The organism is Acidobacteriota bacterium (assembly GCA_026393755.1).
In the GTDB taxonomy this organism is placed as follows: domain Bacteria; phylum Acidobacteriota; class Vicinamibacteria; order Vicinamibacterales; family JAKQTR01; genus JBAXOX01.
This window is the reverse complement of sequence record JAPKZO010000028.1, coordinates 118,258-131,255: the sequence shown is the minus strand read 5'-3', so window position 1 is coordinate 131,255 and position 12,998 is coordinate 118,258. Positions and strand designations below refer to the sequence as shown.

General features: G+C 64.3%; 7 protein-coding genes. All 7 read left to right on the top strand.

Going from position 1 to position 12,998, the window contains the following annotated elements; all coding sequences use genetic code 11:
- Window positions 1-10 precede the first annotated feature (10 nt).
- The 7 genes from NTV05_11070 (at window position 11) to acs (ending at window position 12,997) form a co-directional block, all read left to right on the top strand.
- Window positions 11-2,920, top strand: coding sequence for a M14 family zinc carboxypeptidase (locus NTV05_11070; GenBank protein MCX6544935.1), 2,910 nt, complete (start codon window positions 11-13; stop codon window positions 2,918-2,920).
- A gap of 15 nt (window positions 2,921-2,935) precedes the next feature.
- Window positions 2,936-5,014, top strand: coding sequence for a S46 family peptidase (locus NTV05_11065; GenBank protein MCX6544934.1), 2,079 nt, complete (start codon window positions 2,936-2,938; stop codon window positions 5,012-5,014).
- 97 nt (window positions 5,015-5,111) lie between these two features.
- Window positions 5,112-5,786 (top strand): zf-TFIIB domain-containing protein, encoded by a 675-nt coding sequence (locus tag NTV05_11060; protein ID MCX6544933.1) that lies wholly within the window; start codon window positions 5,112-5,114, stop codon window positions 5,784-5,786.
- A 123-nt stretch (window positions 5,787-5,909) separates the two neighbouring features.
- On the top strand, window positions 5,910-9,083 hold the full coding sequence (locus NTV05_11055) for a glycoside hydrolase (protein ID MCX6544932.1): 3,174 nt from the start codon (window positions 5,910-5,912) through the stop codon (window positions 9,081-9,083).
- 42 nt (window positions 9,084-9,125) lie between these two features.
- A complete protein-coding gene (locus NTV05_11050) occupies window positions 9,126-9,425 on the top strand; it encodes a DUF485 domain-containing protein (protein MCX6544931.1) in 300 nt (99 codons plus the stop codon).
- 63 nt (window positions 9,426-9,488) lie between these two features.
- The gene (locus tag NTV05_11045; GenBank protein MCX6544930.1) at window positions 9,489-11,027 is read left to right on the top strand and encodes a sodium/solute symporter; all 1,539 of its coding nucleotides are present in this window, start codon (window positions 9,489-9,491) and stop codon (window positions 11,025-11,027) included.
- 11 nt (window positions 11,028-11,038) lie between these two features.
- On the top strand, window positions 11,039-12,997 hold the full coding sequence (gene acs / locus NTV05_11040; GenBank protein ID MCX6544929.1) for an acetate--CoA ligase: 1,959 nt from the start codon (window positions 11,039-11,041) through the stop codon (window positions 12,995-12,997).
- The last annotated feature ends 1 nt before the right edge of the window (window position 12,998 follow it).

Here is a 12,998-nt window from a genome sequence, read left to right as displayed (position 1 = left end):
TTGCACCACGATGACCACGCCATTCACGCGTCGGATCCGGATTGCCGTCGTGCTCGCGTTCACCATCGCAAGTGGCGCCACGCTCACGCTGTCGGCCCAGAACGCGAAACCCGCGCCTGTTCAGAAGCAGGACGAGGCCTACACGAAGCTGATCAAGGAGTACACCCAGGATCCGCGCATCAGCACGGAGCTGGTGGACCACATGCCGGCGAGCGACAAGGTGCCGTCGCCGCTCAAGTTCCTGGGCCGCATCCCGGGAACGCCGGGCGAGCTGACCTATGCGAAGGACATCCAGCGTTATTACGAGGCGCTCGCCAAGTCCTCGCCGCGCTTCAAGTACTGGACGATCGGCAAGACCGAGGAAGGCCGGGACATGGTGCTGCTCGCGGTGGCCGACGAGCAGACGATCAGGACGCTCGACACCTACAAGGCCAATCTGGCCGCGCTGACCGATCCGCGCAAGACAACCGAAGCGCAGGCCCAGCAACTCCTCAAGACGTCGAAGCCCATTTACTGGATCACGGCCGGCATGCACTCGGGCGAGACCGGCGGACCGGAGACGTTGATCGAGCTGCCGTACCGCCTCGCGGTCGAAGAGACGCCGTTCATCCAGAACATCCGCAACAACGTGATTGTCCTGATCACGCCAGTGATCGAGGTGGACGGCCGCGAGAAGCACGTCGACACCTATTACTACGGGAAAAAGACGGGCAAGCAGCGGCCGCCGCTCATGTACTGGGGCAAGTACGTCGCGCACGACGACAACCGCGACGCGATGGGCCAGATGCTCAAGCTCACGCAGAACGTCAATCGGACGTTCCTCGAGTGGAAGCCGACCATCCTGCACGATCTCCACGAAGCGTCCAACTACCTGTATGCGTCAACCGGACGGGGGCCCTACAACGAACAGCTCGATGCCATCACGATTGACGAGTGGTGGGCGCTCGCCAACGCCGAAGTGATGGAGATGGCCAAGCGCAACGTGCCGGGCGTGTGGACGTACGGGTTCTACGACGGCTGGACGCCGAACTATATGTTCTTCATCGCGCACACGAAGAACTCGATAGGCCGGTTCTACGAAGTCCAAAGCTATGGCCCGGACATCGTCGAGAACCTGCGGATGGGCGCCAGCGCGACCAGCCGGGAATGGTACCGTCCGAATCCGCCGCTCCCGTCGATCAAGTGGGGACCGCGCAACAACACGAACATCCAGGAGTCGGCGCTTCTGATCGCGCTCAACTACGTGGCGAAGAACCGCGAGACGTTCCTCGAGAACTACTGGCTCAAGAACAAGCGCGCGCTCGACAAGGGCCGGACGCAGGCGCCGTATGCCTGGGTGATCCCGGCCGCGCAGCGCCGCAAAGCAGAGGCTGCCGATCTGGTCAACGCGCTCCGGCGCCAGGGCCTCGAGATTTCCCGCGCCACCGCGGCGTTCGAGGCAGGGACGGTCAGCGTGGCGGCGGGTGACTACGTCATCCGCGCCGACCAGCCGTACAGAACGATGGCCGACATGTACTTCAGCCTGCAGAACTACGCACCCGCCAATCCGGACCCGTACGACGACACCGGGTGGACGATGCAGTTGATGCGGAATGTATCGGTGGTGCCGGTTGGCGAGAAGAACGTGCTCGACCAGCAGATGGCGCTCATCACGGCCGACGTCAGGGCGGCGGGCGGCATTGAGGGCGCGGGCCCGGTGGTCATCGTCGATCACACGAGCGACAACGCCGTCGTGACGTTCCGCTTCAAGCATGCCGACGTCAAGATGCAGGCGGCCGAAGAGGATTTCGAGGCCGGAGGCCATAAGTTCAAGGCCGGGGCGTTCATCATCCCGGCAGGGGACCGGGCGAAACTCGACGGGACACTCAAGGAGCTCGGGCTGTCGGCCTGGGGCGTGGCCGCCGCGCCGAGCGTCAAGATGCACAGCCTCGACGTGCCGCGGATCGGCTATGTGCACTCGTGGTCGAACACCCAGAACGAAGGGTGGGTGCGCGGGGCGTTCGACACCTTTGGCGTGCCGTACATCTACTTCGCCGACATCAAGCTGCGCGAGGGAAACCTGCGCGCGAAGTACGACGTCATTGTGTACCCGCACGTCGGCGGCACGGCGCAGTCGCAGGTCAACGGGATTCCTAAGGTCGGCGATCCGGTGCCGTACAAGAAGTCCGAACTGACGCCCAATCTCGGTGTGCAGGACCAGGCCGACGACATCCGTGGCGGGATGGGCCTCGAGGGCCTGATGAACCTCTACCAGTTCGTCAAGGAGGGCGGGTTGCTCATCACCGAGGGCGCGACGTCGGTGATCTTCCCCGACTACAACCTCGTGAACGGTGTGAGCGTCGAGAGCCCGCAGGGGCTGTTCGTGCGGGGATCGATCCTGCGCGGCGTGGTGGCTGATGCAAAGAGCCCGATCATGTATGGCTATGACGGCGCGCAGATCCCGGTGTACTTCAGCCAGAGTCCGGTGCTGGCTGTAGGGGGCGGGGGAGGCGGCGGACGGGGCGGTGGTGGAGGCGCGCAGATCCCCGGCGTGGGCGCGGTTGTGGCGCCAAACGCGGGCAACGCGCAGAAGTTGTCGCTGTGGGCTCCGACGGGAATCTCAGGGGTGTCGCCTGGTGGGGGACCCCTTGCTGACATCGGCGGCCGCGGGGGCCGTGGTGGGGCCGGCTTTGCGGCCGGGACGGATGCTCCGCGCGTCATCCTGCGGTTCCCGGCCAACGCTGATGACATGTTGCTGTCGGGCGTGCTGGTTGGCGGCGGGGCGCTCGCCGGGCGGGCCCAGGTGATCGATTCGCCGATCGGGTCGGGCCACGTCGTGATGTTTGCCATTCGGCCGTTCTGGCGCTTCCAGACGCAGGGGACGTTCTTCCTTGGATTCAATGCGATTCTGAATTGGAATCACCTGGATGCGGGAAAGTAGGAAAGTAGAGCAATTATGAAACGCGCCGTATTCATCCCGCTGCTCGCCGCTGCTATCGCACTTGCCGTCACGGGTCTCGTCGCCGATGACGGCATGTGGACCTTCGACAACCCGCCGCGAAAGCTGATCAAGGAGAAGTACGGATTCGACATCACGGATCAGTGGCTCGAGCACATCCGGTTGTCCGCGGTGCGGGTGTCGGGCGCGTCGGCCTCGTTTGTGTCGCCGGACGGCCTGCTGCTCACCAACCAGCATGTTGGCCGGGATCAGGTTGCCAAGCTTTCGACGCCCCAGCGCGATCTGATCAAGGACGGGTTTTACGCCGCGGCGCGCGACGAGGAACTTAAGTGCACGGATTTCGAGGCGAACGTGCTGGTCTCATACGAGGACATGACCAGGCGCGTGCAGGGAGCCGCGAAGGCGGGGGCGACCGACAAGGACGCCAACGCGCAGCGCAAGGCCGAGATGGCGACGATCGAGAAGGAGTGCTCGACGCAGACCGGCCTCAAGTGCGAGATCGTCACGCTCTACAGCGGCGGCGAGTACTGGCTCTACCGGAACAAGAAGTACACGGATATCCGCCTCGTGTTTGCTCCCGAACAGGACATCGCGTATTTCGGCGGCGACTACGACAACTTCACGTATCCGCGGTGGAACTTCGACATCACGTTCTTCCGCGTGTACGAAAACGGCCAGCCGCTCAAGAGCGAGCACTTCCTCAAGTGGTCGAAGAATGGGGCGGTCGAAGGCGAGCTGATCTTCGCCCCGGGATATCCGGGTGCGACGTCGCGGCTGCTGACTGTGGGTCAGCTCAAGTATCAGCGCGACATCGGCAACCTTCTTCAGATGCACGTGTGGACGTCGCGGCGCGACGCGCTCGTCCGCTACCAGGCACTCGGGGCCGAGCAGGCTCGTCGCGGATCGACGCCGCGACTGGGGCTCGAGAACTCCATCAAGCGGCTCATCGGACAGCAGGACGGATTGAAGAATCCCCGGATCTTCAAGAAGAAGGAAGACGACGAATCGGCGCTCCGGGCGAAAGTGGCGGCCAGTCCCGAGTGGCAGAAACTGTACGCGGCTGGGTGGGACCAGATCGCCGCAGCGTACGCGGCGCTGCCCGCCTTCGCCAGGCGTATCGCCTTCTCCAACCTCACCGCGTCCCGCCTGGGCGGGATGGCGTCGACCATTGTCCGCTACGCCGATCAGATTTCGAAGCCGAGTTCGCAGCGCTATTCTGAATTCACCGATGCGCGTCTGGAAGGACTGAAGTTCAACCTCTTCTCGTCGGCCCCCGTGTATCTCGACATGGAAGAGGCGCAACTGACCGGGTGGCTCGCGGAGGGGCTCAAGACGCTCGGGCCGGCGGACCCGTTCATGAAGGCCGTGCTCGGCGGCCAGTCACCAGCCGCCGTGGTCAAACAGGTGCTGGCGGGAACGAAGCTGAACGACGTCGCCGCGCGCAAAGCACTTATTGAGGGCGGTCCGGCCGCCATCAACGCGTCGACCGATCCCCTGATTGATCTGGCGCGCCGCGCCGAACCCATCATCCGCGAGTTGCGCGCCTGGCAGGAGGAGAAAATCCAGAGCGTCGAGTCGAGCGCGGGCGAGAAGATCGCCCGGGCGCGGTTCGCCGCCTACGGGAAGTCGGTGTATCCGGATGCCAATTCGAACCTCCGGTTCGAGTACGGCACGGTGCTTGGCTACGAACTTGGCTCGACGCTGGTGCCTTACCGGACGACGTTCTACGGATTGTACGAGCGGGCGGAGGCGTTCAGCGAGAAGGTGCCGTTCAATCTTCCGACGCGGTGGCGGGAGGGGCGGAACAAGCTCGATCTCGCGACGCCGTTCAATTTCGTCTATACCGCCGACACGATTGGCGGCAATTCGGGCACGCCCATCATCAACCGCAACGCCGAGATCGTGGGTGTCAACTTCGACAGCAACATCCAGAAGCTGCCCAACCGATACATGTACATCGACGAAGCCGAGGGATCACGCGCTGTCGGCGTGCATTCGGCCGGCATCATCGAGGGCCTCAAGAAGCTGTACGGAGCCGACAAGCTCGTGGCGGAGTTGACCGGCGGGGTTCGCTGACCCGCAGGAGGTTCGTCATCTCGATCCGCCGTCCGAATCGTCGGGCGTCCGGTTCGTCAGGCAGCGGCTGTAGGGAATTGGGGACGGACCGATTTCTATGAACTGCCCAAACTGCCAGGCGGTGATGACCGGCCGGCCGTTCGATCGTCTTTATGGCCGGTCGATCGATCTCGACATCTGCCACGTGTGCCAGGTGATCTGGTTCGACAACCAGGAGATGCTGCAACTGGCGCCGCGCGCGACGCTCGATCTGCTGGCGGCGATTGCGACCGAGCAGAACGCTCCGCGTACTACGCTGGCGGCCACGTTGCGGTGCCCGCGCTGCGCGACGCCGCTCGAGGACACTCACGACATGCAGCGGGCGACGCGCTTTACCTACTTCCGCTGCCCGGCCGGGCACGGCCGCATCATGACGTACTACCAGTTTCTTCGGGCCAGGAGCTTCGTGCGCGTGTTGAACGCCGACGAAGTGAACGACCTGCGGCGCCGGATCAAGCAGATCAATTGCGCCAACTGCGGCGCGCCGATCGATCTCGGACAGGATGCGGCCTGCCGGTTCTGCCGCACGCCGGTCGCCGTCCTCGATCCGGATCAGATGCAGAAAGCCGTGGCGCAGTTGAAAGAGACAGCCGAGGCGAAGAGCCGGATCGACCCGCTGCTGCCCCTGACGCTGGCCAGGGAACGCGCCGCGGCCGAGGCGGCGTTCGCGGACACGGATCCCCCGGACTTGCTGGCCGATGGCCTACGCGCTCTCCGCGCGCTGTTGTCCTGACCAATCTCCTCTTCAGCGAGGGGAGCCACTGGGTCCACCGAAATCAGTGACTGCGCTACACTGGCGCCAGACTCAGGCTGGGCAGTAGTGAACCAACACGCAGCCCCAGGCGGGAGAAGAAACATGCGTTCAGAGCGGTGTGTCGTGTGGCTGTCAACCGTTGCGGCGATGGCGTGTGTCTTGGCAGCCGCGACGCCGACCGCCTTACTCCCCCCCGTGGCCGATGTGCCGTTTGCGCCAGGCTTGTTCAGCGAGATCCGCTGGCGTCACATCGGCCCCTTCCGCGGCGGGCGCACCAAGGCGCTGTCGGGCGTTCCGTCCCAGCCGGGCACGTTCTACATAGGCCCGGTGAACGGCGGTGTGTGGAGAACAACCGACTTCGGACGGACGTGGCAATCGATGTTCGATGACCAGCCGACCGGATCGGTGGGCGCCATCGCGGTGGCGCCCTCGAACCCGAACCGGATCTACGTCGGCAGCGGCGAGGGCATGCAGCGCCCCGACCTGTCCACCGGCGACGGCTTCTATCGATCCAACGACGGCGGAAGGACGTGGACGCATCTGGGCCTGCGAGACGGCCAGCAGATTCCGCAGATCATCGTCGACCCACGCGACCAGAACCGGCTGTTCGTCGCCGTGCTGGGCCATCCTTACGGCCCGAACGAAGAGCGAGGCATCTTCCGTTCGCTCGATGGCGGCGCCACATTTCAGAAAGTGCTCTACAAGGACGAGAACACGGGAGGTGTCGATCTGGCCTTCGATCCCGCCAACCCCGACACCGTCTATGCCGTGCTGTGGGAATCACGGCTCGGGCCGTGGGAAAACGCCGAATGGCGCGGCCCTGGCGGCGGGCTGTTCAAGTCGACCGATGGCGGAAACACGTGGAAGCCGCTCACCAAGGGCCTTCCGTCCAACGCGGACGGGCTCGGGCGGATCGGCATTACCGTCGCGCCGAGCGATCCCCGCCGGCTGTACGCGGTGGTCGAGGCGCGTCAGAGCGGTTTCTACCGGTCGGATGATGCCGGCGAAAGCTGGTACCTGGTGTGCAACGACCAGCGCGTCGTGGCACGGCCATCGGATGCTACCGATGTTCGCGTCAACCCGCGCAACCCCGACATCGTCTTTGTCCCGACGATCGTGACGTGGAAGTCGATCGACGGCGGGAAGACGTTCGCCGGCATTCGAGGCGCGCCCGGCGGCGACGACTATCAGCGCATCTGGATCAACCCGGACAACCCCGACATCATGGCGCTCACCGTGGACCAGGGGGCCGTCATCACGGTGAACGGCGGTGCGAGCTGGAGCAGTTGGTACACCCAGCCGACGGCGCAGATGTTCCACGTCAACACGGACAACAGCTTTCCGTATCGCGTGTGCGGCGGCCAGCAGGATAGCGGATCCGCCTGTGTGCAGAGCCGCGGCGATGACGGGCAGATCACGTTTCGCGAATGGCATCCAGTGGGTGTGGAAGAGTACGGCTACGCCGTGCCCGACCCCCTGAATGCCGACATCGTCTACGGTGGCAAGCTGACGCGCTACGACCGGCGCACCGGACAGGTGCAGAACGTCGGCCCGAAGCCGCTTCGTGGCGACGGCTACCGCACCGTACGGACGGCTCCGGTCGTGTTTTCTCAGGCCGATCCGCATGTGTTGTTCTTCGCCTCGAACACGCTGTGGAAGACGCTCGACGGGGGCCAGAACTGGACAAGCGTCAGCCCGGATCTCACGCGCAAGACATGGGAAGTGCCTGCCAACGTCGGCAAGTACCGGACTGACGCCCAGGCGGCGGTAGCCCAACGGGGTGTCATCTATACGATCGCGCCCTCGCCGCTGAGGCTCGGCCGGATCTGGGTGGGCACAGACGATGGCCTGATCCACACGACGGCGGATGGGGGCCTCACCTGGAAGGACGTGACGCCACCGGACTTGAAGCCGTGGGCGAAAGTGTCAATCATGGACGCCTCGCACGTCGACCAACTGACGGCGTACGCTGCCATCGACACGATGCGGCTCGACGACACGCGTCCCCACATCTATCGCACGCACGATGGCGGCAGGACGTGGGCGCACATCACCACCGGCATTCCAGATGGCGGTATCGTCCGTGTCGTGCGCGAGGATCCGAAGCGAAAGGGGCTGCTGTTTGCGGGCACCGAGCAGGCGGTCTACGTGTCGTTTGATGACGGCGACCACTGGCGGTCGCTGCGCCTGAACATGCCGGCCTCCTCCGTACGCGACCTGGTAGTGAAGGGTGACGACCTCGTTGTGGCCACGCACGGCCGGGGATTCTGGATTCTCGACGACATTACGCCTCTGCGGCAGATCAGCGAGCAGGTGATGGCGTCCGATGTTCACTTGTTCAAGCCGCAGGACGCGTGGCGATTCCGCTGGAACAAGAACACCGACACGCCGTTACCGCCCGACGAACCGGCGGGGCAGAACCCGCCCGATGGTGCCGTCATCAACTACTACCTGAAGACGGCTGCGGCCGGACGGGTGACGCTGGAGATTCTCGATAGCGCCGGCAAGATCGTGAGGGCGTACTCGAGCGACGAGATACCGGAGCCGCCGATTGAGGGGCGCAACATTCCCGACTACTGGATCCGGCCGCCCCAGGTGCTGTCGGCAGTGGCCGGGCTGCATCGGTTCGTGTGGGACGTGCGATACGCCGCGCCGGCGGTCACTGAGTTCGAGTATCCGATCTCCGCCATCTTCTGGAACACGCCGCGCGAGCCGCGGGGGCCATTCGTGCTGCCAGGCGTGTACACGGTGAGGTTGACTGTTGCTGGCCGGAGCCTGAAGCAGCCGCTAACCGTGAAGATGGACCCGCGTGTCAGGACATCGCTCGCGGGATTGCAGCAGCAATTCGCGTTGTCCATGCAGATGTACGACGGCATCGCGACATCGGCTGCGGCGTCGACCGAGATCGCGGCGGTCAGGGCGCAGCTTGACGCGGTGAAGGCGAAGGCTGGCGCCGGACCGGTGGCGGAATCGATCGCGGTGCTTGATCAGAGACTGGCTGTGCTCGGCGGCCAGACGACTGGACGGCGCGCCGGGCGCGCCGCAACGGCGGCGACCAATGATCTGGGACGGATCAGTGGCGAACTGACGCAGATGTTCGGTCTGCTTCAGGAAGCTGATGCCGCTCCGCCCACTCAGAATGCGGCTGTGGCGCGCAGGCTGGCTGATTCGCTCGCCCAGTTGCTGGCGCAGTGGAATCGAATCAGGACTGCCGATCTGCCGGCGTTGAACGCGAAACTGAAACAGGCGGGACTGGTGCAGATCACGTTGAAATAGATGATGATGCGTCGGGACGTGCACGAACGATCGGAGGCCGGAATGAAACAGACCGCCCGCCAGATTCTGGACTCACCGGAGTTCAAGCGCATGATCGCAAGGCGATGGATATGTTCGGTCATCCTGACCAGTGCGCTGTTTGCGATCTACTACGGCTACATCGTGCTCATCGCGGTGAACAAGCCCTTGATGGCGCAGAAGGTCGGCGAGGTGACGACGCTCGGGATTCCGATCGGCGTGGCCGTCATCGTGCTGTCGTGGGTGCTGACGGCCATCTACGTGGTGTGGGCCAACAGGGTGCACGATCCCGACGTCAATGATCTGAAGCGGAAGTTTCGTTAAAGACGGTTCCAAGCACCGTTCGATTCTTCGCGCCATACCCGGATCCGGCTGGAGACGCAGGAGATGCAGACGACCCTCGGCACCCCCACGACCGGAGCTATCGCGTTTTTCCTGGTCATCAGCGTCATTACCCTGGCGATTACGTACTGGGCCGCAAGGCGCACGCGCGGCAGCCAGGAGATCGGGGCGCCCCGCGGCACCATGAGCGCGCTGCAGAACGGCCTGGCGTTGGCGGGTGATTACATGAGCGCCGCGTCGTTTCTCGGTATTGCCGGCATGGTGGCCCTCCAGGGCTATGACGGCATGATCTACGCGACCGGCTGGCTGGTCGGATGGCCGGCGCTGATGTTCCTGGTTGCTGAGCCCTTGCGCAATCTCGGCATGTACACCTTCGCTGACCTCCTGGCCTTTCGGCTCAAGCAGGCGCCCGTCCGCGTCGCGTCTGCCATCGGCGGCGTCCTGACCGTGTTGTTCTATGCGGTCGCCCAGATAGTCGGGTCCGGCAACCTGATCCAGTTGATGTTCGGCATCTCGTACGAGTCGGCCCTGGTCATCGTCGGCGTGATCATGCTGGCGTACGTGCTGTTCGGCGGCACGATCGCCACCACCTGGGTTCAGATCATCAAGGCCGTGGTCCTGCTCGGCGGTGTGACGATTCTCACCGTCATGGTTCTGTCGCAGTTCAGCTTCAACCCGGGCCACCTCTACTCTGCCGTCGTGTCCCGCTACGGGCAGGCCGCGCTTGAGCCTGGCGGCCAGGTGTCGAATCCGTGGGATACGGTCTCGCTGGGAATCGCCCTGATGCTCGGTCTTTTCGGGCTGCCGCACATTCTGATGCGGTTCTACACCGTGCCTGACGCGAAGACCGCGCGCACGTCGGTGCTGTACGCCACAGGGTTCATCGGCTACTTCTACATCATCATCCCGATTGTCGGCTTCGGCGCCGCTGCGCTGGTCGGCCGGAAGCTGATCGCCCAGGTCGACACGGGCGGAAACATGGCCGCGCTGCTGCTCGCCGAGAGCATGGCCGGCACGCCGTTTCTCGGCTTCATCGCGGCGGTGGCATTCGCCACGATTCTCGCGGTCGTGGCTGGACTCGCCCTGGCCGGTGCGTCAGCCCTCTCGCATGACATCTACGTGCACGTCGTCAAGAAGGGCAAGGCGACCGAGCAGGGGCAGGCGCGGGTGGCACGCTGGTCCACCGTGATCTTCGGCGTCATCGCCGTGCTGCTGGGCGTGGTCTTCAAAGGGCAGAACGTCGCGTACCTGGTTGGCCTCGCCTTTGCCATTGCCTGCAGCGCGAACGTCCCGGCGCTGCTGCTGTCGATCATCTGGCGCCGGTTTACGACGGCCGGAGCGGTGGCCTCGATCGTCACGGGCTCGATCCTCGCGGTACTGCTCATCGTCTTGAGCCCGACGATCCAGATCGACGTGCTCAAGCACACGACAGCGTACTTCCCACTCCGGAATCCGGCGATTGTCTCGATGACCACTGCGTTTGCCGTCGCCATCCTCGTGTCGCTGCTGACGAGGGAGGAGGGCGCCGAGACGGCGTTTGCCGCACAGAAACTGCGCGCGTACCTGGGTATTGGCGCAGAGTGAAGGAGTCCCCCATGAAGGATCAGATGGACGTCTATCCCGTCAAACCCCACATCGCCGAGCGTGCCTACATCCGCAGCATGGAGGAGTACCAGCGGCTCTATCGCCTGTCACTCGACAATCCGGAGTGGTTCTGGGGCGAACAGGCGAAGGCGCTCACGTGGTTCCACCCCTGGCAATCGGTGCTGGACTCGGACTACGAGGAGGTCGACTTCTCCTGGTACTCCGGGGGCCGCCTGAACGCGTCGTTCAACTGCGTCGATCGTCACCTGCCGGAACTGGGTGATCGCACGGCCATCATCTGGGTCGAAGACGAGCCCGGCGTGTACCGGCACATCAGCTACCGCGAACTGAAGCACAACGTGTGCCGCGTCGCCAACGTGCTGCTGAGTCACGGCGTCCGGAAGGGCGATCGCGTCTGCGTGTACCTGACGATGATCCCCGAGCTCGTGTACACGATGCTCGCCTGCGCGCGCATCGGTGCGGTGCACTCGGTGGTGTTCGGCGGTTTTTCGGCCGACTCGCTGCGCGACCGGATCATCGACGCCAAGTGCAAGGTCGTCATCACGGCGAACGAGGGCCTGCGCGGCGGCAAGAAGGTGCCGCTCAAGAGGACCGTCGACAGGGCCATCGAGGGCATGTCACTGGTCGAGACCGTGCTCGTGGCGCGGCGAACCGACAGCGACGTGGAGATGAGGGCTGGACGCGACTTCTGGCTGGACGAGGAGTGCCGCAAGCAACGCTCCACCTGCACGAACGCGTGGATGGGTGCCGAGGATCCGCTCTTCGTGCTCTACACCTCTGGCAGCACGGGCAAACCCAAGGGTCTGATGCACACGACCGGCGGGTACCTCGTTTTTGCCGCGTTTACGCACCGGCTGATCTTCGACTATCACCCTGGCGACATCTACTTCTGCGCTGCAGACATCGGATGGGTCACCGGTCACAGTTACATCGTGTACGGGCCGCTGGCCAACGGTGCGACAACGGTGATGTTCGAGTCGACGCCGCTCTATCCCGACGCGGGCCGCTACTGGCGCGTGGTGGACGACCTTGGCGTCAATGTGCTCTACACGGCGCCGACAGCCCTGCGCGCGCTCGCCCAGGCCGGCGATGCATGGGTCAAGCGGTACAGGCGTGAATCGCTTCGTATCCTCGGCACGGTCGGCGAGCCGATCAATCCAGAAACATGGCGCTGGTATCACGACGTCTGCGGCGACAAGCGCTGCACGATCGTGGATACCTGGTGGCAGACGGAAACCGGGGGCGCGCTGATTACGCCGCTGCCGGGCGTCACGCCGACCAAACCGGGATCGGCGACGCTGCCGTTCTTCGGCATCAAGCCGGTGGTGATGGACGTGACCACGTCGAAGCCGCTCGAAGGCAATAACGTCTCGGGGGCGCTGTGCCTGGCGTCGCCGTGGCCGGGGCAGGCGCGGACGGTCTGGGGCGATCATCAGCGGTTCCGCCAGACCTACTTCAGCACGTACCCCGGGTACTACTTCACCGGCGATGGCGTGAAGCGGGACGAGGACGGGTACTACTGGATCACCGGTCGCATCGACGACGTGCTGAACGTGTCGGGCCACCGGATCGGGACGGCCGAAATCGAGAGTGCGCTGGTGGCGCACGAGGCGGTGGCGGAAGCGGCCGTCGTCGGTTATCCCCACGACCTCAAGGGCACGGGGATCTACTGCTACGTACTGCTCAACAACGAGTATCAGAACGGCGATCCGGAGCAACTGGTCGGCGCGCTGAAGCAGCAGGTGCGCAATGCGATCGGGGGGTTTGCCGCGCCCGACATCATCCATATCGCCTCGGGCCTGCCCAAGACGCGGAGCGGAAAGATCATGCGTCGCATTCTCCGGAATGTCGCCTCATCGGAATACGACGGCATGGGCGACACTTCGACGCTGGCCGAGCCGGACGTGGTCCAGCGTCTCATCGACGAGCACAAGAAGGAGCATACTTAAG

What these genes read in the sequence shown, in the direction of transcription:
- acs (MCX6544929.1), top strand. Translation starts at nt 11,039, where the DNA reads ATGAAGGATCAGATGGACGTCTATCCCGTCAAACCCCACATCGCCGAG.
- NTV05_11065 (MCX6544934.1), top strand. Translation starts at nt 2,936, where the DNA reads ATGAAACGCGCCGTATTCATCCCGCTGCTCGCCGCTGCTATCGCACTT.
- NTV05_11045 (MCX6544930.1), top strand. Translation starts at nt 9,489, where the DNA reads ATGCAGACGACCCTCGGCACCCCCACGACCGGAGCTATCGCGTTTTTC.
- NTV05_11050 (MCX6544931.1), top strand. Translation starts at nt 9,126, where the DNA reads ATGAAACAGACCGCCCGCCAGATTCTGGACTCACCGGAGTTCAAGCGC.
- NTV05_11055 (MCX6544932.1), top strand. Translation starts at nt 5,910, where the DNA reads ATGCGTTCAGAGCGGTGTGTCGTGTGGCTGTCAACCGTTGCGGCGATG.
- NTV05_11060 (MCX6544933.1), top strand. Translation starts at nt 5,112, where the DNA reads ATGAACTGCCCAAACTGCCAGGCGGTGATGACCGGCCGGCCGTTCGAT.
- NTV05_11070 (MCX6544935.1), top strand. Translation starts at nt 11, where the DNA reads ATGACCACGCCATTCACGCGTCGGATCCGGATTGCCGTCGTGCTCGCG.